Origin of the sequence: Rhodococcus sp. I2R (assembly GCF_020889545.1) — a bacterium.
Classification (GTDB): domain Bacteria; phylum Actinomycetota; class Actinomycetes; order Mycobacteriales; family Mycobacteriaceae; genus Rhodococcoides.
The window spans coordinates 34,392-57,873 of record NZ_JAHUTG010000019.1 but is presented as its reverse complement, the minus strand read 5'-3'; the positions used below and the strand labels follow the sequence as shown (position 1 = coordinate 57,873).

General features: G+C 62.8%; 21 protein-coding genes. 10 read left to right on the top strand and 11 right to left on the bottom strand.

What is annotated here, in order from left to right; translation table 11 throughout:
* Window positions 1-46: 46 nt before the first annotated feature.
* The gene (locus KVY23_RS18520; protein ID WP_230557747.1) at window positions 47-1,171 is read left to right on the top strand and encodes a diguanylate cyclase; all 1,125 of its coding nucleotides are present in this window, start codon (window positions 47-49) and stop codon (window positions 1,169-1,171) included.
* 216 nt (window positions 1,172-1,387) lie between these two features.
* Here KVY23_RS18520 and KVY23_RS18515 read toward each other — a convergent pair whose 3' ends face one another.
* Complete coding sequence (locus KVY23_RS18515; protein WP_230557746.1) at window positions 1,388-1,717, bottom strand: hypothetical protein; 330 nt, start codon at window positions 1,715-1,717, stop codon at window positions 1,388-1,390.
* Between the two features lie 130 nt (window positions 1,718-1,847).
* Between KVY23_RS18515 and KVY23_RS18510 the strand changes: the two genes are divergently transcribed.
* The 3 genes from KVY23_RS18510 (at window position 1,848) to KVY23_RS18500 (ending at window position 5,479) form a co-directional block, all read left to right on the top strand.
* On the top strand, window positions 1,848-2,519 hold the full coding sequence (locus tag KVY23_RS18510) for a response regulator transcription factor (RefSeq protein ID WP_230557745.1): 672 nt from the start codon (window positions 1,848-1,850) through the stop codon (window positions 2,517-2,519).
* Entirely contained in the window at window positions 2,510-3,805 is a 1,296-nt protein-coding gene (locus tag KVY23_RS18505) for a cell wall metabolism sensor histidine kinase WalK (RefSeq protein WP_230557744.1), read from the top strand. Before KVY23_RS18510 ends, KVY23_RS18505 begins: the two co-directional genes overlap by 10 nt.
* A gap of 189 nt (window positions 3,806-3,994) precedes the next feature.
* The gene (locus KVY23_RS18500; protein WP_230557743.1) at window positions 3,995-5,479 is read left to right on the top strand and encodes a carotenoid oxygenase family protein; all 1,485 of its coding nucleotides are present in this window, start codon (window positions 3,995-3,997) and stop codon (window positions 5,477-5,479) included.
* Window positions 5,480-5,517: 38 nt separating this feature from the next.
* On the opposite strand, the gene KVY23_RS18495 is transcribed toward KVY23_RS18500, so the two are convergent.
* From KVY23_RS18495 to KVY23_RS18475, 6 genes are all read right to left on the bottom strand, one after another.
* Complete coding sequence (locus KVY23_RS18495; RefSeq protein ID WP_230557742.1) at window positions 5,518-6,831, bottom strand: CdaR family transcriptional regulator; 1,314 nt, start codon at window positions 6,829-6,831, stop codon at window positions 5,518-5,520.
* Window positions 6,789-8,240 carry an aldehyde dehydrogenase family protein gene (locus KVY23_RS18490; RefSeq protein ID WP_230557741.1) on the bottom strand — a complete coding sequence of 484 codons (1,452 nt, stop codon included), beginning with the start codon at window positions 8,238-8,240 and terminating at the stop codon, window positions 6,789-6,791. The genes KVY23_RS18495 and KVY23_RS18490 overlap by 43 nt, the downstream gene beginning before the upstream one ends.
* Before the next feature lie 39 nt (window positions 8,241-8,279).
* A complete protein-coding gene (locus tag KVY23_RS18485; protein WP_230557740.1) occupies window positions 8,280-9,806 on the bottom strand; it encodes a carotenoid oxygenase family protein in 1,527 nt (508 codons plus the stop codon).
* 28 nt (window positions 9,807-9,834) lie between these two features.
* Window positions 9,835-10,926 (bottom strand): FAD-dependent monooxygenase, encoded by a 1,092-nt coding sequence (locus KVY23_RS18480; RefSeq protein ID WP_268995263.1) that lies wholly within the window; start codon window positions 10,924-10,926, stop codon window positions 9,835-9,837.
* Entirely contained in the window at window positions 10,853-11,398 is a 546-nt protein-coding gene (locus tag KVY23_RS24995; protein WP_268995257.1) for an FAD-dependent monooxygenase, read from the bottom strand. The genes KVY23_RS18480 and KVY23_RS24995 overlap by 74 nt, the downstream gene beginning before the upstream one ends.
* Window positions 11,399-11,469: 71 nt before the next feature.
* Window positions 11,470-12,255, bottom strand: a complete 786-nt coding sequence (locus KVY23_RS18475) for an IclR family transcriptional regulator (protein WP_075838019.1) — start codon at window positions 12,253-12,255, stop codon at window positions 11,470-11,472.
* Window positions 12,256-12,421: 166 nt separating this feature from the next.
* On the opposite strand from KVY23_RS18475, the gene KVY23_RS18470 reads away from it, so the two are divergent.
* The 4 genes from KVY23_RS18470 to KVY23_RS18455 all read left to right on the top strand — a co-directional run bounded on the left by KVY23_RS18470 (window position 12,422) and on the right by KVY23_RS18455 (window position 16,955).
* Window positions 12,422-14,041, top strand: a complete 1,620-nt coding sequence (locus tag KVY23_RS18470; RefSeq protein WP_230557739.1) for an MFS transporter — start codon at window positions 12,422-12,424, stop codon at window positions 14,039-14,041.
* Window positions 14,042-14,090: 49 nt separating this feature from the next.
* Entirely contained in the window at window positions 14,091-15,023 is a 933-nt protein-coding gene (locus KVY23_RS18465; protein ID WP_075839621.1) for a VOC family protein, read from the top strand.
* Between the two features lies 1 nt (window position 15,024).
* A complete protein-coding gene (locus KVY23_RS18460; RefSeq protein ID WP_230557738.1) occupies window positions 15,025-15,852 on the top strand; it encodes a fumarylacetoacetate hydrolase family protein in 828 nt (275 codons plus the stop codon).
* Between the two features lie 116 nt (window positions 15,853-15,968).
* Entirely contained in the window at window positions 15,969-16,955 is a 987-nt protein-coding gene (locus KVY23_RS18455) for a 1-phosphofructokinase family hexose kinase (RefSeq protein WP_230557737.1), read from the top strand.
* Between the two features lie 12 nt (window positions 16,956-16,967).
* Here the strand turns inward: KVY23_RS18455 and KVY23_RS25155 are convergent, their stop codons facing one another.
* Entirely contained in the window at window positions 16,968-20,159 is a 3,192-nt protein-coding gene (locus KVY23_RS25155; protein ID WP_230557736.1) for an HAD-IA family hydrolase, read from the bottom strand.
* A 520-nt stretch (window positions 20,160-20,679) separates the two neighbouring features.
* Between KVY23_RS25155 and KVY23_RS18445 the strand changes: the two genes are divergently transcribed.
* On the top strand, window positions 20,680-20,895 hold the full coding sequence (locus KVY23_RS18445) for a hypothetical protein (protein WP_230557735.1): 216 nt from the start codon (window positions 20,680-20,682) through the stop codon (window positions 20,893-20,895).
* Window positions 20,896-21,052: 157 nt separating this feature from the next.
* Here KVY23_RS18445 and KVY23_RS18440 read toward each other — a convergent pair whose 3' ends face one another.
* Together KVY23_RS18440 and KVY23_RS18435 are read right to left on the bottom strand one after the other, a co-directional pair.
* Window positions 21,053-21,337, bottom strand: a complete 285-nt coding sequence (locus KVY23_RS18440) for a hypothetical protein (RefSeq protein ID WP_230557734.1) — start codon at window positions 21,335-21,337, stop codon at window positions 21,053-21,055.
* Between the two features lie 24 nt (window positions 21,338-21,361).
* Entirely contained in the window at window positions 21,362-22,186 is an 825-nt protein-coding gene (locus KVY23_RS18435) for a hypothetical protein (protein ID WP_230557733.1), read from the bottom strand.
* Between the two features lie 239 nt (window positions 22,187-22,425).
* Here KVY23_RS18435 and KVY23_RS18430 point away from each other — a divergent pair, with 239 nt between their 5' ends.
* Complete coding sequence (locus KVY23_RS18430) at window positions 22,426-22,704, top strand: hypothetical protein (RefSeq protein WP_230557732.1); 279 nt, start codon at window positions 22,426-22,428, stop codon at window positions 22,702-22,704.
* A 353-nt stretch (window positions 22,705-23,057) separates the two neighbouring features.
* Here KVY23_RS18430 and KVY23_RS18425 read toward each other — a convergent pair whose 3' ends face one another.
* Window positions 23,058-23,459 (bottom strand): hypothetical protein, encoded by a 402-nt coding sequence (locus KVY23_RS18425; RefSeq protein WP_230557731.1) that lies wholly within the window; start codon window positions 23,457-23,459, stop codon window positions 23,058-23,060.
* Window positions 23,460-23,482 lie beyond the last annotated feature (23 nt).

The window sequence follows — 23,482 nt, the reverse complement described above, 5'->3', positions numbered from 1 at the left end:
TCAATGGGCTCAATGGGCTCAATGGGCTCAATGGGACGGAGCGGGCATGATCACACTCATACCGCCGACATTCGGGACCGGGCGGCGCGGGACAACAGCGCCACACCCGAGCGCGAAGCCACACGCGAGCACCAACCCATCCACGTTCCTCGGCGTCCGGACCAGACGGCTGATCGCGGCATCGACCGCGAACGCCTCGGTCATCGGCGCCATAGCCCTGACGGACAGCCACGCGTTCGTCGAAGGCGGCGCATGGGTAGTGGTAGCGATCCTTGTACTGAACTCAGTGCTGGCCGCGGCCTGGATGGTCGTCGAAGTGCGCCGATGCTCGCGGACCGCGGTGCTCTTCGCCGTCTGGGCAGAAGCGGCAATCGTGGCAATTCTGCTGCTCCTGGCATCACCATCGGAGGCGCTCATCGCTGCTCCCCTACTGATGGCGCCGGGTTTCTACCTGCTGCTCGCGCTGGGCCAAAGAAGCCTGGCAGTGCACAGCGGAGTGGTCCTCGCGACGGTGGCAGTGCTCACGCTGGCAGCGCTCGAAGACGGCACCGAATCCGTCACGACAATTCTCGTCCGGGCACAGATCGTGTTGACCGTTGCACTGGGCGGGCCAGCATCGCTGCAGGCGCTGTGGTCGCGGATGATCCGACAGTCCCAGCTGGCACGACGGGATGCTCTCACCGGCCTGTACAACCGGCGCGGGCTCGCCTACGGACTCGACGACCTCGCCAGCGGATTGATACATCTCGGTGGCGCGGCCTCGACCGTCGCAGCCGTGGTGGTGGACATCGACTCCTTCAAATCGGTCAACGACAATTACGGCCACGCTGCCGGAGACACCGTTCTCGCCGAGGTGGCGCAACAACTGACTCACCACGCTGGACCGGACGCGATCGTGGCGCGCACAGGAGGCGAGGAGTTCACCGCAATCGTGGCCGGGTCGCGTACCACCGTGAACCAGATCGTGGCGTCGTTCCCGACCTTCGTGGCGCCGCGAGCGGACATACCGCCGGTCACTTTCAGCGTCGGTGCTGCAATTCTGCCGTCAGGCACCGCGCCCCCGAGCACCGAGCAGATGCTCGACGCGATCCGCGACGCGGACGTCGCCATGTACGAGGCGAAACGCAACGGCGGCGGCACCGTATCCGTCGCCACGGTACGACCGCACTGAGCTGCAGCCATAGATCTCGGACTGCATGTCGATGTCGGATCGGCGTTGCTCGCGATGCGGACCAGGTGCCGCTGGCCGCAGGCGCACGAGAAATCCGTTCAGGCAGGTCCGCCGAACATCCCGCGGGACACGAGTGACCGGCAACCAGGTGCGCCGCACTGGACCGCGCGAAGGGTCGGCGCATCGGGGATGCGCCGGCCCCTCTGTAGCTACGAACTACTGAGCAGTGGGTTCGACGATTGTATTGTCGTCGCCCACGTCCGTCTGCTCGATGATCACCGTGTTGTCGTCGGTCGGTGCCGGGGGCACGGCACCCGCACCCCCGACGCTGCCGGTGTTCAGGGACGCCAGCCACTGATCGATTCCTCCGCCGCCGGCCATGAGCGGGTCGGCTTCGCTGATGATCTCGACGACCTGGCTCGAGTCCTGCGGGTCGCCGACCGGCGCGTGCGGAACCGCCTGGGCCGATGCAACGCCGATCACGCCGATCACTGCGGCGGCTGCGGCACCGACGACCATGGTCTTGACTGCAACTTTCTTCGACATCTGCTGTCCCTTCGTTCTTCGGTTTACCGAATCGGTGCCGATCCGGTGAAACCCACAGTGCAGGGGGATTCTTCGCATTTCCTGAACGGACCTGAAGCGCAGTTAAGGTCAGTAGCGGACAATCGAAGCCATGCGAGTTCTGGTTGTGGAAGACGAGCCGACGCTCTACGAGGCACTGCGAACAGGCCTTGGCGCTGAGGGGTTCACCGTCGACGTACGTACCGACGGACTGTCCGGCCTCGATGCGGCGCGGACCGCCGAGTACGCGGTCATCGTCCTCGATGTCATGCTGCCGGGCATGAACGGCTACCAGGTGTGTCGTGCGTTGCGAGGCGCTCAGCAGGACACTCCGGTCCTGATGCTCACCGCAAAACGGGGCGAGTACGACGAGGTCGAGGGACTCGAATGCGGGGCCGATGATTATTTGACCAAGCCTTTCTCGTTTCCGGTTCTCGTCGCCCGCATCAAGGCGCTGGTACGTCGGTCGGCGACGGTCCCGAATCGTGATCCGCTGCAAGTCGGAGATGTGGAGCTCGACCTCTTTCGCCGTGTCTGCTCCGTTGGAGATGATCGAATCATGTTGACGAACAAAGAATTCGATATTCTCGCTATCCTCGCAGACAACCGACGCCGCGTGGTCTCCAAACAATTGCTCATCGCGCATTGCTGGGAGGACGCGGTCGACGCCACAGCCAATCTCGTAGAGGTGCATGTCTCCTCGTTGCGCCGCAAACTCGCGGGCGCGGGCGCCGGGGATATGATCGAAACTGTTCGCGGACACGGGTATCGGGTATGCATCTGATCGCCGGTCTGGCGCATCCCCGACAGTGGTCGACCAGGACTCGGGTGTCGCTGGGTATCGCCTTCGCGGTGCTTGCGGCCGCCGCGCTACTCGCTGTGGTGGTCACGCAAGCCACCGCGGCCTTTACTCAGCGCGAGTACACGGAGAGTTTGCGTGCGCAGGTTGCAGCGCAGTCCACGGGTATGTCTGCTGGCGACATTGGGCCGATCGTCGGCTGCCCGAACGATGTGATCGTCAGCATCGACCCGCCGCTACTACCCGACAATCCGAGCTCGACGTCCTACGATGTCGTGTGCGGGGAGATAACGGATTCTTCCTTCACGCTCGACGTACCGGACGTTCGGGCACTGACGGCCGCGGCGACGACGTCGACTCTGCGAACCATGGCTTACTTGACACCGGTGATCATGATCTTCGCCCTGCTACTGGGGCGTTTCGTCGTCCGTTGGGCGTTCGCCCCCGTTCGACAGATCACCACCCGGTTCCGCGAGATCAGTGTGGACAAGCTCGATCTACGCGTGGACGCGCACGGCGCACGTGACGAAATACGTGATCTGGCAACGGTCCTGAATTCCGCGCTGGGCCGACTCGAGGACTCGGTGGCCGGGCAGCGACGGTTCGTCGAGGACGCCTCCCACGAAATCAGAACGCCGCTCGCCGGTATCACCTCGAGCCTCGAAGTGGCGCTGCTGTACCCCGATGCTCGCCCCTGGAGCGAGTCGGCCACAGCTGCGCTGGCGGAGGCTGCCCGACTGAACCGGCTGACAGCCGATCTGCTGGCTCTCGGCTCCGGGTCGATCGACAGCGGCGACACGACCGATCTGCTCACGGCGGTGAACGATGCCGTCACGGCACCCCAAATCGATCGTCGAATCGCTGTGGACGTGCAGTTGGACGGGTATATGCAGGCACCGATGGTGCCGCTCGGTATGGATCCGCTCCGGCGCGTTCTGGACAACTTGCTCGCCAACGCGGTCCGGTACGCGAAAGCCAATGTACGCGTGGTGATCTCGTTGCTGTCGACAACAGGACCGGAAAGTGTTTCTGTCACCGTCGAGGATGACGGCCCGGGGATCCCATTGGACATGCACGAGAGGGTCTTCGAGCGGTTCGTTCGATTGGACCGGTCGCGTGATCGTGCCACCGGTGGTTCCGGTCTCGGTTTGGCTATCGTGCGCACTCTGGTGACCGATGCGGGCGGGTCGGTCTACATCGATCGCCAGAGTTTGCTCGGCGGAGCTGCGGTGACGATCGTTCTGCCGGTTACGGCGGCGTCAGAGAACTGATCGGTTGTGGTCAGCTGAGCTGTGTTGGCCAGAAAGCGCGGCGGCACCTATCCGTCGCCACGAATGCGGTACGACCGCACTGAGCTGCAGCCGCTGAGCACAGTGCCCAGCGGGCGCGCCCAACGGTGTGCGCTTCGACCGATGCCCGCAGCCGCAAGCGAGTCCATGCTCGAAGGAGACGACAGGCGAATGCCTGGACGTGCCCTGACAGCAGAGGACGAGCACATGTGGGACGAGAACAACAGGTCACTGAACGGACCGTTCGAGCCGTGGCATCAAGAAGCCGATACCTTCGATCTCGAAGTAGTGGGCAAGATTCCGCTCGAACTCAATGGATCGCTGTATCGCACCAGTTCCAATCCGCACGTACAGCCACCACACCCGAATCGCTATCACTGGTTCGATGGTGACGGGATGATCTACGGTGTGTTTCTCCGCGACGGCAGAGCACACGCCTCGAGCCGTTGGGTGAGGACGGCAGCGTTCAAGGTCGAGGAGGAAAACGGCAAGGCTGTGTACGGCAGCATCCTCAATGGTGGCGTCCCAGTCGATTTTTCGCTCGATCCGCCGATGAAGAACCCCGCCAATACCCACGTCACCTTGTTCGACGACCGGCTGCTGGTCTTCACCGAGGTCGACCTCCCGCACGAACTGCATCCGACGACGCTGGAGACACGAGGCCAATACGACTACCACGGTGATGTTTCCGGACCCGTCACCGCGCATTGGAAGACCGATCCGCGCAACGGCGACATGCTCTTCTACGGTGTCTCCGGTTCGACATTGACCTGGTATCACGCCAACTCCCACGGCAAGCTTCTCGACAGCCATCAGTTCGACATGGGTGTCGCGTGCTTCTTGCACGACTTCGTCGCCACCGAGGACTACGCCGTCTTCATGATCACGCCCACCCTCTTCACCGGGCCGGAGGACCTGATGGCAGGTAAACCGTCGGTGGTGTGGGACCCCGAGACCTCGAACGGGACGCGATTCGCAGTACTCGATCGCCACAGCGGTGCCGTCACGTTCATCGATGGTGGCGGCGCGTACTCCGGCACGCACTTCTACAACGCCTACCAGGAGGGAAGTTCGATCGTCATCGACGGTCACCGCACCGATCGGTGGGGGTGGCTCAGCGAGGAGTCGGCGGCGATCGCACCGGGTCAGGACTGCAACGAGTGGTTCGACTCCATGGTGGCGAAACCATGGCGGTGGGTGCTCGACCTGAGTTCGCAGCGCCTCACCCGCGACTACCAGATCAACGATGTCGTCGGTGAGTTCCCGCGAATCAACGACGAGTACGCGCTGCGCAAGCATCGCTTCGGCTACTACGCCACAACGCAGGGCACCGACCGATGGCTCACCGACGGATTGGCCAAGCACGACTATCAGGGCGATCTCACCGCGACGATCCCCAACGCCGAGCTCGTCTCACCGTCGGAACCTGTTTTCGTCCCACGCGATAACGCCACCAGCGAGGACGACGGTTGGATGATGTCGTTGTGGTGGAATCCCTTCACTCGATTGGCGGAAATGCTGATCCACGACGCGTTGCACTTCGATGCAGAACCGGTCGCGCGGATCAAACTCAATCAACGTGTCCCCATGGGATTCCACGGCAACTGGATCGACGGCGCAGCCATCGAGGCCGCCGTGTCATCCCAGACCGTCTGACCTGAACGAGACCCCGTGATCGACAAAGAGTTCGAAGATCACGGGGTCTCGTCCGGCGGGTTGCCGATGATGTCGAGAAGCGACAATGCAGCCTGCACCTCGGCGAGTCGCTCGGTCACCGGATGCCCGAGAATCGTCTCGAGAGCGGCCAACCGGTGGATCGCGGTATTACGGTGCACATGAAGGCGTTCCGCAGCGACAGCGATTCGCAACTTCGAGTCGAAATAGCATCTCAGCGTGGCCACGAGTTCCCGACTACGTGGATTCTGCGCAGCCAGCTCCCCCAGTTCCGATTCGACGAACCATCGAGCTCTCTCGGTATCGGCGCTCAGCAGTACCGGGAGTGTGTGGCGGGCATAGTCGACCACGGGGGCCGCCGTCGAGTGCCCGTACCGTGCTGCGGCCTCGGCTTCCATATGTGTACGACGAAAACCGGCCGCCTTCGATTGCATCGAGCCGAAGCCCACCCGCACCTCGTCGCCGATCGAAGCGGCGACGACCGACTCGTCGGCGGGCAGGCGGCGATCCGCGGACACCCACGCCCACAGAGAATTCGGGTTCTCTCGCACGACGATCGTCCGTGCACCGAGCCGATTCTTGATCGCATCGGCAGCACGACGTAGCGACCGCACATCGACGTGCGGATACGAAGGCGACCCGGAGATGACGAAACTGCGGTGATAGTTGTCGATGGACACTCTGAGAATTCTGGCCACGGCATGCTCGTCGACCGGCCTCCCGTCGAGCAGCGCGTCGATCAGCTCGTGCCGGGCGTGCTGTACCGACGAGGAGAACCGCTCTGCCTCCTGGACATAACGCTTCGCCAGGGACGCGAGCACCTCGTCCGTCGCGCGTGCCACCGACACGGTGATCGCGGTGAGCGTCGCGGCGGAGACCTCACGTGCGATGGCCACACCCAACAACTCCCGCACCACCACTTCGTGCGCGATACGTATCGTCTCTGCGACCCGCTCGAAGGGAGCGCCCACGGCGATGAGCGCTCTGATCTGCTCCTCCGCGATTGCTGCCATGTCCACCGACCCGCCGACATCGTCGGTGGCCGCCAGCGTCGAGAGAATCTGCAGGACGAGAACTTCCCCCTGAACGGCGATGTCGTGGACCGGCACGGCCCCACCTGGGCGCTCGGCCTGAGCACGAGCTGCGAGGTCGCCGGCCACCTGCACAGCCCACGCCACCGCGTTGGCACCGAGGATCGTCTCGCCGTGTCGACACGCCGCGCTCGCCAACCCGGTAACGGGCTCGGTTCCACGCGGAACGAGCGCGGCGATGACGACGGCGATCTCCTCCCTCAGAAGGGGTACTTTTCGATGTCGGACTGCATCGTGACCCATTGCAGGTCGCAGAACGTGTCGAGATTGACCGTCGACCCGAAATGCCCACCTGATCCCGATGATTTCACTCCGCCGAACGGAGCCACCGCCTCGTCGTCGACCGTCTGATCGTTGATGTGCACCGCTCCGGAACGGATGCGGTCGGCAAGCTCGAAGGCCTTGAACGGGTTCGCGGTCAGGATGGAAACGGAAAGCCCGAACTCCGAAGAGTTGACGATATCGATGGCCTCGTCGACAGTTCGGTACGTGGTGACCGGCGCGACCGGGCCGAAGATCTCCTCGGTGAACGCGGGCGAGTCCTTGGGGACGTTGCCGAGCACGGTAGGCCGGTAGTACAGATCCTCGTAGGTGCCGCCGGCCGCGAGGTCCGCACCGGCTGTCAGTGTTGCCTGCACGATCCCGTCGACGCGCTTCAACTGGTTCTCGTCGATGATCGGCCCCAGCGCGTTGGACGGGTCACTCGGATCGCCGACCGTTATGCGAGTCGCGATCTCGGCGAGCTTGCCGATGTACTCCTCGGCGAGATGCTCCGGGATCAGATGCCGACCCGACGCCATGCAGATCTGGCCCTGATGCAGAAACGATCCCCAGGCTCCCGCCGACGCGGCCGCGCTGATGTCGGCGTCGGGAAGTACGAGAAAGGCGTTGTTTCCACCGAGTTCGAGATGGACTTTCTTCAGCAGTGGTGCGGCCGCTTCACCGATGCGCCGGCCCGCGGAGGTGGATCCGGTGAAGGAGATGCAGGGTACATCTGGATGCGCGACGAGCGCGGCCCCGACATCGGCTCCGGATGGGAGTACGTGCAGCAAGCCCTCGGGCAATCCGGCTTCGGCGAACAGCTCGGCGAGAGCAAGCCCTCCGGAAATTGGAGTACGCGGGTCGGGCTTGAGGACGACGGCGTTGCCGACCGCGAGAGCCGGGGCCACCGACCGCATCGAGAGCAGCGCAGGGAAGTTGAACGGGCTGATCACCCCAACGACACCCACCGGTACGTATCGGCCCACCGAGAAGCGCGACTTCGCGCTGCGCAGCACCTGACCGTAGGGCTGCGAGGCAAGATTGGCGGCCTCCGCGAGCTCGGCCGCCACCAGCTGAACCTCGCCGCCGGCCTTGCCCTGACTCGACCCGGACTCGGGAACCAGCCATCGCGAAAGTCGCTCCGGATCAGCCGCCAACAACGCTGCGGCCGCAGTCATCACCGAAGCACGTTCGGTGTACGGCTTCGCCGCCCACTCTCGCTGTGCGGAAACCGCTTTGGCGACGGCACGGTCGAAATCACCGACGTCTGCGGCACCGACGGTGGCGATCACCTCGGCCGTGGCCGGCGCCACGACGTCGAGTGTTCCACCTCCGCCTGTTCTCCACTGGCCGTCGAATATCTTGTGCGCCCACGCCATTGTGCTTGCCATGTTCTTACCTCTCGTCGAATCGGTTCGTGCCATGTCTGTTCATGCGGACTGTGCGGCGACCGCTGCGTCGAGCACCTCGGCCTCGGCCCAGGATCCGTGGAAGGCAAAGGGCACACGGACGGGGAGCTTGATCCGCGCCAACGGTTCGCGGACGAATGCGCTCGCCTCGTGAACCAGCAGTTCGGAAAGGCCGGTCGCGGGATTCCACCAGATCGTCAGCAGGTAGCCGTCGTTTTCCTCGGTAGCACCGCGGCGTTGGACGAACACCGGTTCGCTGGGGCTGGTCAGGCCGTCGGGCCCTTCCAGGACGATCGTCTGGCCGGTCGAGAAGTCGTGACGAGCGAGACCGTCGGTCATGGTCAACGGCGACAGATTCCGGGTGGTGGTGAAGTAGCCGAACCGGTTTTTCTTGCCGAGCCAGGCGTCGTTGATCTTGGGGAACTCGCCGGCGATGCCGCTGTGCATCTGCTGGGTGGTCGTCTTCGTCGCGGAGTCGAGCACGAATCGCCAGGCCATGGCCGGTGGGAACCAGGAGTGTGAGTCGAGCGGTTCGTCGGAGTCGTCGGCGGGGTTGCCCAAGCGAGCGATGACGTGCAGATCGACCACGATGCCGGTCGGTGTCTCGTGCGCGTTGAAGAAGTGCGTCGGCGCGAGCATGAGCCCGGTGTCGTACCAGGTCACCTCGTGTGTGCGCCGGTCGAGTACCGCAAACCTGCTACCGCCCGGAACCGCCGTTTCGTCCCAGAGCACACCCGGGCGACCCTCCATTATCCGGTCGAGCCGGAACTGGTTCGGCGAGATCAGGAAGATGGCCAGGTGTTCGCTGACGATGTAATCGTGGACCATTGCCGGGCAGCCCATGTCGAAGGAGAAGGTGTCCACGACGGTACCCGTCGGATCGGCTTCGTACCAGGTCAGGCTCGGGCCTACTGCCGCGTAGAAGAGCATGTTCCCAGTGGCCGTGTCGATTTTGTAGTGCGCGGTGCACAGGATGTCGACGGCACCGCCGAAATCGTATGTTCCCTGCGTGTCGAGGCTCTCCGGATGCATCGAATGGGGCAGTCCCCCTTCGAAATACACGAGAAGGTGATCGGCGAACAGCCCGACGTTGGTGTTGGCAACACTCTTGGCCGGAGGCGCGCCCTGCGGGAGATCCCGGCGCGCCTTGCCCGAACCGTTCACGAATCCGCTGTAGAGAGCTTCGCCGGCCTCGACCTCGACCTTCATCGAGTCGGTGTTGACCCACTTCATGCGGAACGAGGCTTTGCCGTCGCGGATGTACGTCCCCGCGACACCCCCGTCGCCTTCCCACCAGTGGTAGCGGTCGGTGTCGAGCGGTTCGAATCGAGGGTTGTTCGCTACCCGGAAGAGTGCGCCGGCGAGGTCGTCCGGCAACTTTCCGATCACGGGCAGATCGAACGACTCGGTTTCCTCGTGCCACGGCGCGAACGGTCCGTTCAGGAACTTGTTCGAGGTGTTCCAGTCGACGTCCGCGGGGCGACTCGGCGGGGCCGGTGCGTTCCGCCGGACGACGGTCGTCGGGAGGGGAGCCGGTAGATCACGCATTGTCAGCGCCTTTCGTCTGGGTTCTCGGTCACAGCTCGGGAGTCCATGCCGTCACTGCGGGAAGAATCCGGTCGGTCTCGGTCGGGTACCACGCCGCAGCAACGACGTGGTCGGGTCGCAGTAGAACGAAATGCCCTCGATACGCCGCGAATTCGGCATCGAGTCGGCCGTCGACATCGAGCAGTACGTTCACGGACTCGAGTCGGGGAACTGTGTGGTCGGTGGGAACCATCGCGGTCGAGGCGTCGAACAGATCGGCGATGCGCGATGCCTGCTTCCAGTCGGCGGGGTCGGTCACGTCCACTCCCACCAGCGCCCATCCCGGTCCGAGCACGTCGTCGAGCGGCTCGATCGTTCGGGTCGCGGAGTCGAAAGCCCGGGGCTGACCGACCACGACACCGACACCGCTGCCTGCGACGATCATTCCGGCGGTGAATTCGTACGGAGGTCTGTACGCCATTGTCTCGAAGAATCGCCGACCGTCCGCGGTTTTCAGTGCGGCGCCGATGAGCTCATCGCGGCGATGAGCGAGCCGTTCGTTGGTCGTCATCACCACCCGGCCGAGCCTCTCGGACGCACGGACGACAGCTCGCGCATGTGGTGCTCGTTCGGATTCGTATGTTTGCGCGACGGTCTCGTTCAGAGTCCCGCGAACGACACCTGCAATCTTCCATGCGAGGTTCGCCGCATCCCGAATCCCCGAGTTGAGTCCCTGACCGGCGAAGGGCGGCATCATGTGGGCCGCGTCGCCGAGTAGGAAGCATCGACCGCGCTGCCACTGGTCTGCAACGAGTCCGTGAAAGCGATAGTTGACGGCTCGCTCGACCTGGTCGGGCGTGATGGTGCGGTAGCGAGAGACGAGATCTTCGATGAGTTCGAAGGGCGGGGCGTCGGTCACCGTGCCCTCGCCGTCGAACAACCGAAACTCGTATCGGCAGCGCCCGTTCAATCCCGGTACCACCACGTGCGGACGCTTCGGGTCGGCGTGGTGCATTCCGTATCGCTCGGTGTGGAAATCGCCGAGTGTGTCCACGACGAGCCACAATTCAGGGTGGCTCCGTCCGGTCATCTCGATGCCGAGGAGGGAGCGGACCGTCGACCGGCCGCCGTCGCACCCCAGGAGATACCGGGCGGAGAGGTAGCGGGCCCCCTGCCACGAGTTCGACCGCGTCGGCATGCTGGGAGATGGAGGTGACTTCGGTATCGAAGCGCACGGTGGCACTGGGTGAATCCTGGAGGGCTGACAACAGCACCCGCTCGAGGTCCGGTTGGGCGAACGGGTTCTTGAAGGGGTAGCCGAGCCGGTATGGGATGGCTGCCCCGCCGTGGAACGCTGGTTCGTCGTTGCTGTCGAAGTAGCGAGTTCCAGTGCCGGGCACGACGATCGGCAGGACACGGTCCACGACGCCGGCCTGTTGGTACACGCGAAGAGCCTCGTCGTCGATGCTGATCGCTTTGGGTTCGTTGCTGGTGGTCGACCGGCGCTCGAGGACTATCACGGTCAGTCCCTGCGCCGCGAGCAGTAGCCCCGCCGTCATTCCGACCGGTCCGGCACCGCAGATCGCCACATCGTAGGAGGTGTCGGCTGACATGTTCACCACCCCAACGTAGCGCGTGTCACGTTAAATAGGAATAGAGTCCTGCTAAATAGGACTACGGGGAATCATGATCTCACGACCGCTAACTTCCGAGACAGAGTTTCGGCAGCGGTCCGAACAGCGGTGACCAGCAGTTCGGACCGATCCTCCGGCACCCGCCTGCGAATGGCGACGATGCTCAGCGCGGCGGCAACCGCGCCGCTGTCGTCGAAAATCGGGGCCGCGATTCCGGTTGCGTCCGGATCGACCTCGGCAACGGTCATGCCGTAGCCGGCGCTCCGGATCTCCGCGAGGCGCTGTACGAGCACATCGACATCGGTGAGCGTTCGTTCGGTGAAGCGCTGAAGGCCATGGCGACCCAGGAGCTCACGAATTTCCTTCTCCGGCAACCACGCCAGCAGCGTCAGCGCTGATGCGCCGGCGTTGATCGGCAGCCGACTGCCCCGCTCGTAGCTCAGACGAACGAGCTGCTTGGCACCCTCGCATCGCTCGATACAGACCACGGTGTCGTCCACCAGCCGTGTAAGAAGGACGGTCTCGCCGACCTCGTCCGCCAGCGCGCGCATCACCGGTTGCGCGATCGCGGTCAATCCGTACCCGCGCCGGGCCAACCTCGCCAACTCGAGAACGCCGATGCCGAGGCGGAAGCCGCCGCCCGGAGCTTCCTCGAGGAACGAGGCCGCAACCAACGTCTGCAGGTATCGGTACGCGGTGGACCTGGCGCTGCCGAGCGCCTCGGCGACGTCGTTCGCACTGATCTGCAGCCGGTCCTCAGTGAACAGACCCAAGATGACCAAGGCCCGATCTGCAGTGCTGTTGCGCTCGCGGTATCCGCTCGAATCCGTTGCCATACGACCACACTATTCCTGAATTACAGGAATGCACAATCGCTATGCGAGATTTTTGATGGTCGAAACTATTGACATCTGTGATCCAGGCCATGAATATTGTCCTATATTAAGGAACATGCGTCCTGATTTATAGGACATCCCCATTCCATCTCCGGCAAGGAACCCCATGACATCCACACGATCGGGTGGCGGCCCCGTCAAGCACGCACAGAAGCTGGATCGGGGCACGCTGCTCGCATGCTGCCTCGCAATCGGTGTCGCGCAGATGGGGGTTTCCTTGGCGGCGCCCCTGCTGGGAATCATTCAGCGTGACCTCGGTGCCAGCGTCGCGGCGCTGGCCTGGATTCCGGCCGCGTTCATCCTCCCCACCGCAATCCTCGAACTCAATTTCGGTGTACTCGGTGACATGTTCGGCCGCAAACGACTGCTCGTCTGGGGCGGCGTTCTCATCGCCGCCGGCGACGTCGTCGCCGGAACATCCGGAACACTCACGCAGCTCATAGTCGGGCAGGCGATCGCCGGACTCGGTGCTGCAGCAATCTTTCCCACGTCTTTGGCCATGTTGGTCTCGGCCACGCCCGAGCGAGAAGACCGCGCACGCGCGCTGTCGTACTGGGCGGTGAGTTTGGCATTCGGCGCCATGATCGCGCCGTTGATCAGCGGTTTCGCCGCCGAACACTTCGGCTGGGGTTGGTCCTTCGCCGTTCCCGCCGTTCTGGGGCTCGTCACTGCCGCAGTCAGTGCGCTCGTCATCGTCGACTCGCGTCATCCCGCAGGGCGCGGACTCGACTGGCCCGGACAGATCACCATCGCCGTGTCCCTGCTCGCCCTTCTGTACGCCGTCATTCAAGGATCGGTAGAAGGATTCGACACCCCGATCATCATCGCTGCATTCGTCATTTCCATCACAGCTGGAATCCTCTTCGTGGTCAGCGAACGCCGTGCGCGAACGCCGATGCTCGACCTGAACCTGTTTCGCACACCATCTTTCGCCGCAGCGGCGGCAATCGGCCTTCTCGCTATGTTCGGCTTCATCGGAACCGCATACGCGCTCAGCGTGAAGCTCGAGGCGATACTGCACGTCGGGCCGTTGCAGGCTGCCCTGCCGTTCGCGCTGATCCAAGCCGTCCCCCTCCTGCTGACGCCGTTCCTGCCGCGATTGCTGATGCGCATCGCACCCCGAACCCTGCTCGTGACCGGACTGCTGGCTCTCGCTATCGGTCAATTCTGGATGGCCCAGCTGCCCGGCGATTCCACGTCGCTGCTGGCGATGACCGGCCCCATCCTGTTGCTGGGTACAGGATTCATCACCATGTTCACCGCGCTCACCGCAGTGGCAGTCGGCGCTGTCGCCATCGACTACGCAGGGATGGCCAGTGCCGTAACCAGTCTCGTTCGTGAGACAGGTCAAAGTTTGGGTCCGGCCATCGTCAGTGCCGTTGCATTCGGCGTCGCGGGCGCCACCCTCACCTCCAGCCTGTCCGACGGATCCCTACCGCCCGAGGTCGTCGGCGTGGCCACCGGCGTCAACGAACAGGGCGGGCCACTGGCAGTGGCCAATGCCGACCTCGGACCGGTGTCCGACGTAGTCGCCCCACTCGCCCGAACCGCACTCGAATCAGGCCTCGACACCAGCATCTACCTCTGCGTGGGGGCCAGTGTCCTCGCTGCTCTGATCGCCCTCGTCATTCCAGGCGGAATGCCTCGGGGCCCGGTGGCCCCACCCACACCGAAAGCAACCTCGCTCCCGTCGACGACCGATCGTCTGCAACCGACGAGAGACTGACATGACCGCCACACCACCCGCACATCGCCCCGAAAGGCGGATTTCTGACATGCACACACCCACTCGCGTCACTCTGCAGGAGCGCGGCGCCGCAGGCGCCCTCTCTCGAACGGCCGTCTCGCACATAGGCTTCACCGTTCCGAACATCGACGATGCCGCGGACTTCTACGGACGCACCGTCGGCCTGACGATCCAGGACACTCTGGCAGGCGGAGGTCTCCGGTTGGGCTGGGGCTTCGGACACCACGTACTCGACCTGTTCGAGGGACCGAAAGGACTGGCCTACTACGGTTTCGAGGTCCGCGATGACTACGGAATCGAGGGCATCGCCAAACGTCTCGTCGCTGCCGGCCACGAGGTGACCGACCTCGACCCCACGGTCGTAGACAATGCCGTCGGGGCGCCGTCGGGGATCTCGGTGGTCGACCCCGACGGCACTCCGGTGCACTTCCACTGCCCGGTGCATCGGCAGGGTGAGAATGCCGCCGATCCAGGACGCCGCCCCATCAAGTTCCAGCACACCACACTCGGCACCGACAACGTCGCCGCGATGGTCTCGTTCTTCGTCGACACCGTGGGATTTCGCATCTCCGATCAACTGGACGACGGCAAGTTCGCCTGGCTGCGCAGCGATCGTGACCATCACACCCTCGCCGTGGTCGAGAACGGACACCCCGGCGACCTCGATCACTACTCCTACGATCTGGCCGAATGGGAGGACTTCAAGTCCTGGTGCGACCGGCTGACCGATCTCGGTGTCGATGTGGTGTGGGGGCCGGGCCGTCACGGCCCGGGAAACAACTTGTTCGTGTTCTTCGACGATCCGGCCGGGAACCACATCGAGCTGTCGGCGGAGATGGAGAAGTTCCACGACGACCGCGTCGAGTACGTTCCGCGCCGATGGCGACCGGTGCCCGCATCGGTGAACCTGTGGGGTGGCCAGCTCGCGAGCTGGCGCAAGACGAGCGAAAGCGAGATCTGACATGTCTTACCTCTCTTACGAATACAACGGAGTTCGCGGTGTCGGCGAGGTGGACGGCGAATCACTGATTCCGCTGCAGGACATCTCCGAGATCGGCCGCAGCACCACGATCGAGACCCTGGCATCGGCGGAGCGGATGACGAACCATCCTCTAGTCCTCGAGGAGGTCCGCGTGCTACCGGTGGTCACCGACCCTGCGCGGGTGATCTGCGTCGGACTCAACTACCGCGATCACATCGTCGAGACCAAGCGTGATTTCCCGACGTACCCGGTCATGTTCCCCAAGTTCGCCTCCAGCCTCATCGGCGCATACGACGACATCGTCGTTCCACCCGAGAGTTCCGAGGTGGACTACGAGGGCGAGATGGCGGTGGTCATCGGGCGGCGCGGTCGACGCATCACCGAGGAAGACGCTCTCGATCACGTCCTCGGCTACACCGTCGCCAACGACATCACGATGCGCGACTTCCAGTACAAGACCCACCAGTGGATGCAGGGAAAGGCCTGGGACGCCAGCACACCACTCGGACCGCGCATCGTCTGCCCGGCCGAGGTCGACCTCGACAGCTGCGGCATCCGCACCATCGTCAACGGTGAGAAGGTGCAGGAGTCGAATCTGTCCCAATTGCTGTTCACGGTGCCCAACCTGATCGCAACCATCTCGACGTTCACCACACTCGAACCCGGGGATGTCATTCTCACCGGCACCCCTGGCGGGGTGGGGTACCGCCGCAAACCCCAGCTACTGCTGAAGCCGGGAGATCACGTCAGCGTCGAGATCGACCACCTCGGCGCGGTGAGCAACCGACTGGTGGCCGGCGACGGTTAGCACCGATCGTCTACCAGTTGTAGAGAGGTCATAAGTCCCACGGGCGCAAGGATCAATGCTCTGGCCCAATGGCTCGCGGGCTGCAACAGTCGGAATCCGAGCGATCGGAGTCCTGAATGAACCACCAATTTCCGGAGTCGGCGACCATCGAGTCGGCGACGGAATCAGCACTGACTGCAATAACCACTCTCACAATGAACCCGGCGCTCGACATCAACGTGTCGGTGCCACACGTGATGCATACGGAAAAAATGCGTTGCGGCAACCCGAGGTACGACGCCGGTGGAGGAGGCGTGAATGTCGCCCGGGCAATCATCGCCTTGGGCGGCGAAGCAACTGCAATCGTGACAGCAGGCGACCATGGCGGTGCACACTTGCTTGCCTTGATCGAACATGACGGAATCCCGGTACGCGCTGTGCCTGTCCGCGACTCGACTCGCGAGAGCTTTACCGCTACCGACGAACAGAACCGGCTGCAATATCGTTTCGTGCTGCCCGGGCCGCGCCTGGACTCCTCCGACGAGGCCCGCTGTCTGCTGGCCCTGGAGCAGCACATGCTCGACAACGGCTACCTGGTGGTCAGTGGCAGCCTCCCCCCTGGATGTTCCGACGGATTTTTCGGCCGCATCGCTGAACTCGCGGCGCACCACGATTGTCGGCTGGTGGTAGATACATCGGGCCCGGCACTGGCCACCGTCACCGGTGCTTACCTGATCAAACCCAGCATCCGCGAACTCCGAGACTGTGTCGGTGCCCCTCTCCTGGACTTGGCCTCACAGATTGCCGCCGCGCGTGAGCTGATCATGGCCAAGGTGAGCGATGTGGTCGTAATCTCACTGGGTCCTGACGGTGCCGTACTGGTTACTTCCGACGAGAGCGTCGTGTTGCCGGGCGTGCACCTGTCGGCCGGCAACGGCGTGGGAGCGGGCGACAGCATGGTCGCAGCGATAACCTTTGCGCTCGACCAAGGGTGGGAGTTGACGGAGGCCGTTCGACTCGGAACCGCAGCCGGAGCAGCGGCAACTCTGACTCCCGGATCTCAACCCTGCACCAGGGAGGACGTGGATCGCTTGTACCAACGCTTGCTCGCGGATATCGGATGATATTGCTCGAGATCAGCCCGGACGAGGCACCGGTCTCAGATCCGCGCCACGCGTGAGTTCGACAGCGGCTACGACGGTTTCACCGCCCTCGAGGGTGAATATCCGCCCGTCGATGCTGATTCTTATCGGGGGTGCGGTGCTCGGTCGGGTCGTGACGGTGGTCGAAGTCTGGTCACACCGAAGGTGGATCCAGTGGTCGCGGTAGCGGAGATTGAGTTCGAGTGATCGAAGTTCGTTGGGAAGCTGTGGATGAAGCCGCAGGGTGTCGCCCCAAACGTCGATTCCGGTGTAGCAGCGCTGCAGGATATCCACGCTGCCGGCCATCGCCCCGAGGTGTATTCCCTCGCGGGTAGTTCCGTGTTGTGAATCGACGAGATCAGCAGTACACGATTCACGGAGCATCTCCCAGGAGTCCCGACGGTGACCCCGCGCGAGAACCCAGGCATGCGCAACGCGGCTCAAGGTCGAGCCATGAGTTGTACGGGCAAGGTAGTAATCGACAGTCGCCGGAATGGTGTTCGGGTCGAATTCGTATCCCATTCCGGCGAGTAGGCCGGTGAGTTCTTCTGCGGTGAAGAGATACAGAAGCATCAGAATGTCAGCCTGTTTCGAGACCTTGTAATTCGCACACGAATCATGTTCGGCTTCCAAGATGAGGTCGAGACGTCCGATGTTGCCGTACCTCAGTCGGTAGTCGTCGAGGTCGATTTCGCCGAGTTCGCCGTACCCGTGAAATTGTGCAAGCAACCCGTTGTCCAGGAACTCGATACGTAGTCGGCTCGCGAGTGTCTGCCAGGTCTCGAGTTCGGAGGGATCGACATCGAGCCGACTCCACAAACCGTTGTCCTCGGGTCGGCAGACGATCCGACACGCATCCAACGCGCGTCTGAGACTCCACGACACCATGACATTGACATAGGTGCAGTTATCGATTCCCTCGCCGGGGCGGCCCGGATACCCGTCGTGGAACTCATCGGGACCCATGACTCCGCGAATGTCGAACCGCCCGTCGGCGGCATCCAGCGATGCCAGGCTCACCCAGAATCGAGCGTTCTCCACCAAGAGTTCGACCCCGTACGATGCGAGGAATTCGCGGTCCGCCGTCACTTCCCAGTAGTGCCACACGTTGTACGCCACGGATAACCCGACATGGAACTGTCGGCTCGAATGATCGGGCATCCAGCGCCCGGATCTCGGGTTGAACAGCAAGCGCGGCGTCTCCTCTCGACCGTCGCTTCCGCTCTGCCAAGGGAACAATGCGCCGAGGTAACCCATTTCCCTGGCTCGCCGTCTCGCTTGCGGGAGTCGCCGATGGCGATAGAGCAACAGCGACTTCGACAACTCCGGTGTGCGAAGGTTCAACAGAGGAAGCACGAACAACTCGTCCCAGAAGATGTGACCGCGGTAGGCCTCCCCGTGCAGGCCACGGGCAGGGACACCGACGTCGAGATCCACGGTGTGGGGTGAAAGTGATTGGATTACGTGGAAGAGCTGCAGGCGAACCGCTCGGACGGTGTCGGGGTCGGAGCAACTGGCCTTCAGATCGAATCGATCCCAGAGCCTTTGCCATTGCCGTACGTGGCTCTCGACCAGCATGGGGAACGTGTCACGTTCGGCAAGCGAGGACAACGCAGTGCTCAGCGGATCCGTGATAGCGCGATCCCGGGAGGAGTAAAGTGCGATCGTCTTCGTGATGTTGATTCCGGAGGTCGGTGAGGCCTCCGCCCACGATTCTTGAAATGCACTCGTCGGCTGATCGCTGGCCCGTCGAACCGGAGCTGACGAGTCCACTCGGGAGGCGAGCGCGACCGAAATTCGGGATTGGCGGCTTCTGAGCCGGATCCAGGCGAGATCGTCTGCTCCCAGCCCTGTTTCGATATCGGTGAGGTGCACGTTGTCGAGTGTCCGGAAGTCGGCGACGTTTCCGTTGCGAACATCGGCGTCCAGCGCACAGCGCACAGCGATCATTGCCCGGTAATTCTCCGGTTCGATCCGGGTTTCGAGCGCGGCCAAGTGCGGTGACGCCATCGAAACGATCCGTGTCTGCCGAAGCCATGTGCGATGCCCCTCGCTATCGGCAAGGAGGCTCTCTCGTCTGAGAACGCCCCTTTTCAGATCGAGGGCGATGTGGTGATGCAGTGGTCGTTGATTGGCAGGGGTGAACCAAGGACCACCGTCGATACTGAACGTGGTACCCAGCCAATTCGGCCATGCGACGATCGATTCGTCCTCGTGGTCGATACCGTCGATGGTCGATCGGAGTCTGTTGTAGCACCCGGCGAGATACGTACCCGGGTAGTGCACTCCATCCGCAGTCGCTTCCGGCAGGGCGCCCCGAGTTGCGAAGTATCCGTTTCCCAGAGTGCAAAGACTCTCACGCATACCCTCCTCCCACACGTCGAAGCCGAGGTAGTGCAACTCCCACGGCGATCGGGTGTCACCGCTGCACAATTCGCATCCCTCGTTGACACCGGCCGGGGTGTCCGTACCGATGTCGATATCCAGATCGGCGAGACTGCCGACGGTGATGTCCGCATTGGGTAGCGCGGGTGCGGATGCCCGCTGCAGTCCGATCACCAATTCGAATCCACCGGCCCGCGCTCCTTGAATTCCGGCAACCGAATCCTCTACAACAGCCGACGTTTTCGGCGGAAATCCGAGCCGCCGGGCCGCTTCGAGATACAGATCCGGTGCGGGCTTGCCTGCAAGGCGTCGACGTTCTACATCGGTGCCGTCCACGCGCACGTCGAACAAGCCTCCGACGCCGGCCAGTGCCATCACGGCGCGAGCGTTTCGGCTGGACGAGACCACCGCTGTCGGGATACCCGCCATCCGCAGTCGCCGCAACACATCGATCGTATCGTCGATGGTGCGAACTCCTTGGGAGGTCAGCGCCGACAGATACTCGGTGTTCTTGCGGTCGGCCCATTCCTGGACACTGCCCAGCGACGAAGCTTCAGTTGGGCTTTCGACAAGATCCAGTGCGCGCGCTCGAGCGAACACGCGGACCGCGTCGAATCTGTCTCGGCCATCGACATAGGTTCGGTAGTCCTCATGCGTGAATGGTCGATCCCCTTGTCCGGCGGCACTGAGCAACGTATCGAATGCGGCTTTCCAAGCTCGCTCATGAACCTGGGCCGTGTCGGTGACGACACCATCGAGATCGAAGAGAACAGCTTCGATCCAGTGTCCATTGACCTTCACCTCGACGCAGTCTCGACCGTCATGATCGACCGAGGTTGTCGGGTCTCACTGCTGCGACGAGAACATTCCATTTGGGCATCGCGACCTCCACGACTGGGCAGCTGTTGAATACAGCTTGGCAGCGTCGACGGTTGGAGGACAGAGTCCAAGGTCCCGACCCAAGTCCGAAACCTCACCACATGCACTTCGGTCGCTCGCAGGCTCCTTCAAGTCCGCCCACCGGATGAATCGGTAGCTTCCTTCGTCTCCGCAGATCTCTCCTCACGTCGAGTCCGCGCACGAAAATGCCCCTCACCAGACTGTCCTGGTGAGGGGCTTCTTCTCTCTGAGCCGCCTAAGAGAATCGAACTCTTGACCTTTTCACTACGGACCAGACTGTTAGACAGTCGATTTGATATCGACGGTTCCGTTACGTGCAGGTCAGAGGCTCCGAGGGCACCTTCCGTTCCAGCCGTTCGCCCCTGACTGCAGTGGTTACCGTTCCCTTAAAGTGCCCTTGGCGCCTAGCTATCGTCGCTCGATGAACCTTCATGAGATTCCGCTATCACCTGATGCGGTCGCCCGGCTCCTCGGCTGGGAAGGCTCGGGCACGAACACCAGACCGTCGTACAACACGGTGCTCAAGGCGTGCCAGCGCGGCGATCTCAAGGCTCGCCAGACCGCTGGCCGCAAGAGCCGCTGGCTGATTCGCCCATCCGATGCCATCGCATGGCGGAATGGGGCGGGTCCGAGCTAGTCCGTACCCCTGCCTCGATCATCTTGCCGACACTAACAAGATGATCGAGGCAACCGTGGCACGTTTCGCCATGGTTGAGCAGGTGGGTGGTGCGACAACGTGGCTGGTCGGGCCTACTTTGCTGGGGCGTATCGGACAGATGGACCCCTTGTGTTTCCTAGCGGGGCGTGACAAAAAGCCGGTCGGTCAGGCCGCGGATGTCAGCGGAGCGGACGAGATACGCCTCGAAGCGAGGTGACGCGGATAGCACGTCGAGACGATTCGCGTTCCTCGTTGCAAGTACTTCCTTGCAGAGCTGGTCCGCGAACGACGGAGCAGCCGACGCCAGCGGTTCGGCGTCGACCGTCACACTGCACCCGCTCAAGTCCTGAGGCAGCTGATCCAGCAGCGAAGCGACCAAGCCCCGGCTGCCAGCCAGTCGTGGCATCGTTACTGTCGTCATCGGGGTACCTCCCTCAGGTAGTTTCTACGGCTTGCAACTGACAGTTGATTGGATCAGTGTGCCTGGATACACCGACAATAGCTTTTCTGTCGACGTTATTCCCTTTTTCCTGGTTAGCCATGCGTGACCGCTCGTCATGAAGAACAGGCCGGCAAGCCCAACAGTTGACGAAACAACATCAGGAAGTCCGTTGCCACGGCCCTTCTCCCCGGTACCCGATACACCTGGTTCAACCGCGAGCCTAAGAGCACTCTCGTCCGTTTCAATGGCTAGACCACCGGCTTTGAGGGAAGTGGACACACCGCGGCCGCCGTCAGCGACTGCAAACATGATCTGGGGCGAGCCGCCATTCGGGAAGGTCTGTGCGGCGGCGTATCCGTGCGCGACCTCGGCGTGCAGGGTGACGTTACCGGCCAGCTCCGCGAGCCCTTCCTGAAGGGTCACCGGAACCTGCGGATCAACGTCAAGTCCATCCACTTTGTCGTAGACGAGCGCCGCAAGCTCGCCACCGTCAAACTCCGAGCTGAACTTTCGGAGCTCAAGAAGGTCCTCAGCAAGTGGCTTCGGTCTGACGGTAGGTAGGCCGTGATCGATGCCCAGCTCGTCCAGAATGTCCCCCAACTTCATTCGTGACAGGTAATTCTTGACGCTCTCATTATTCGGCGAGGTGAACTCCACGATCATGCCTTCGCGGCGTGCCCGGTCAGCAAGAGCTGCAATTGTGACCAACCCCGCAGGCTCGACGAACACTGCGCCAGCCAGGTCGATGACGCATGTCGGCGCAGTCGGGTCCCACTTCAGCATGGTTGCGATCGTCGTGGTGTTCAGGCGTCCGACTACGGTCAGCACGTATTCTCCTCGTTTGGCGGTTGACCTAAATCTATCGGTAGCCATGGACCTGTTCGTTACTGGGCACATACGTGGCAGCCCCGCCGCTCAGTGGTGTTGCCAGACACGCGGCCACGCGGCGGTTGAACGACCTGATGTGGCATGCGATCGACGAGCCGGTGTCAGACTCATCTGATAGCGCTGCAGTCGACACCTCGTTGCCAGCGGCGCATCGAGTAGCACACCCAGGAGGCAACAGAATGGCACTTCCCTCGTACTTCAGCTTCGATGAGGCGCAGTTGGCGTCTTACGATCAATCCACCGTGAACAAAGCCTTACGCGAGCACCCCGCAATCTATCTCAACCACCTTGAGCTGGCAGAACATCTAGATGCATGGGCAGCGGCCCTCGATAAGGACCACACGTCACCACCCGGCACCGGTGACGCCTACCAAACTGCCATCCGCGAAGTCGCTGCACATCTCAGACAGGCCGATTACGTTCCCGGAGGCACAATGCTCGACGGCGGAGTTCGCTAATGGTAAGCGACAACGGCCAGTACGGGTGCGCGGTGCGCGGCTGTGAGGCCGAGGCAACACACCAGGCCGAGGTGGTCGGTCGAGATCTGGAGATTGGCGGAATCGCACTGCCAAAGGCTGAATTTCGCTACTCAGCATGGCTTTGCGACAGTCATACCTTGAACGACACCGAACAAATCCACCTCGAATGAGAGAACCGCACACTTCGCGCAGTAACCGAAAGGTTCGCGGCGTCGGCAACGTGGCTGGTCAGGCCTATCTCGCTGGGCTCTCAGGGGCCCGCTGTAAAAAAGGGTAGGGACTGGGCGGTCCCCATCGATGGAGGGGGGCCCTTTGCAATATCCGAGGGGGGGTCACACCATGTCGGGCCAGGGCATGAAGCGCGTTCCCAGATCTACGTTCGGCTCGCCCAGTCTCCGCTTGTTCGGCGCGGTGCTGGACGCTGATGCACGCCACTCCCACGGGGGCACACCGGTGACGGCGGGTCGTTCGTGGTCGTGCGCACCGTCTTGCCGCTGACTGTTGCACTGGTTGTGCAGAAGCCTGTCTGCGACGGTGCCGCCGAGTGCGCGCGCGTGGGAGTGATCGGCTGCCAACGATTGTTCATCCCAGTTCGCGGCGGGATCTTTGAAAAGCGGCTCACCACACCAGTAACAGGGTGAGCCGTCGACATGTTGATGAAGCAGGTTCTTGCGTTGTCTGACGTGGTCGTATCCGAGTCCTCGTTCGTGTCTCGATCGCTGTTGTGCAGCCATGTGATGGCCTTTCGGTTGAGTGT

Excerpts from the sequence above, each read along its gene's own strand:
- KVY23_RS18445 (WP_230557735.1), top strand. The coding sequence starts at position 20,680 with ATGAACCTTCATGAGATTCCGCTATCACCTGATGCGGTCGCCCGGCTC.
- KVY23_RS18425 (WP_230557731.1), bottom strand. The coding sequence starts at position 23,459 with ATGGCTGCACAACAGCGATCGAGACACGAACGAGGACTCGGATACGAC.
- KVY23_RS18475 (WP_075838019.1), bottom strand. The coding sequence starts at position 12,255 with ATGGCAACGGATTCGAGCGGATACCGCGAGCGCAACAGCACTGCAGAT.
- KVY23_RS18455 (WP_230557737.1), top strand. The coding sequence starts at position 15,969 with ATGAACCACCAATTTCCGGAGTCGGCGACCATCGAGTCGGCGACGGAA.
- KVY23_RS18460 (WP_230557738.1), top strand. The coding sequence starts at position 15,025 with ATGTCTTACCTCTCTTACGAATACAACGGAGTTCGCGGTGTCGGCGAG.
- KVY23_RS18430 (WP_230557732.1), top strand. The coding sequence starts at position 22,426 with ATGGCACTTCCCTCGTACTTCAGCTTCGATGAGGCGCAGTTGGCGTCT.
- KVY23_RS18485 (WP_230557740.1), bottom strand. The coding sequence starts at position 9,806 with ATGCGTGATCTACCGGCTCCCCTCCCGACGACCGTCGTCCGGCGGAAC.
- KVY23_RS24995 (WP_268995257.1), bottom strand. The coding sequence starts at position 11,398 with ATGTCAGCCGACACCTCCTACGATGTGGCGATCTGCGGTGCCGGACCG.
- KVY23_RS18490 (WP_230557741.1), bottom strand. The coding sequence starts at position 8,240 with ATGGCAAGCACAATGGCGTGGGCGCACAAGATATTCGACGGCCAGTGG.
- KVY23_RS18510 (WP_230557745.1), top strand. The coding sequence starts at position 1,848 with ATGCGAGTTCTGGTTGTGGAAGACGAGCCGACGCTCTACGAGGCACTG.
- KVY23_RS18465 (WP_075839621.1), top strand. The coding sequence starts at position 14,091 with ATGCACACACCCACTCGCGTCACTCTGCAGGAGCGCGGCGCCGCAGGC.
- KVY23_RS18440 (WP_230557734.1), bottom strand. The coding sequence starts at position 21,337 with ATGACGACAGTAACGATGCCACGACTGGCTGGCAGCCGGGGCTTGGTC.
- KVY23_RS18470 (WP_230557739.1), top strand. The coding sequence starts at position 12,422 with ATGACATCCACACGATCGGGTGGCGGCCCCGTCAAGCACGCACAGAAG.
- KVY23_RS18495 (WP_230557742.1), bottom strand. The coding sequence starts at position 6,831 with ATGGGTCACGATGCAGTCCGACATCGAAAAGTACCCCTTCTGAGGGAG.
- KVY23_RS18520 (WP_230557747.1), top strand. The coding sequence starts at position 47 with ATGATCACACTCATACCGCCGACATTCGGGACCGGGCGGCGCGGGACA.
- KVY23_RS18505 (WP_230557744.1), top strand. The coding sequence starts at position 2,510 with ATGCATCTGATCGCCGGTCTGGCGCATCCCCGACAGTGGTCGACCAGG.
- KVY23_RS18500 (WP_230557743.1), top strand. The coding sequence starts at position 3,995 with ATGCCTGGACGTGCCCTGACAGCAGAGGACGAGCACATGTGGGACGAG.
- KVY23_RS18515 (WP_230557746.1), bottom strand. The coding sequence starts at position 1,717 with ATGTCGAAGAAAGTTGCAGTCAAGACCATGGTCGTCGGTGCCGCAGCC.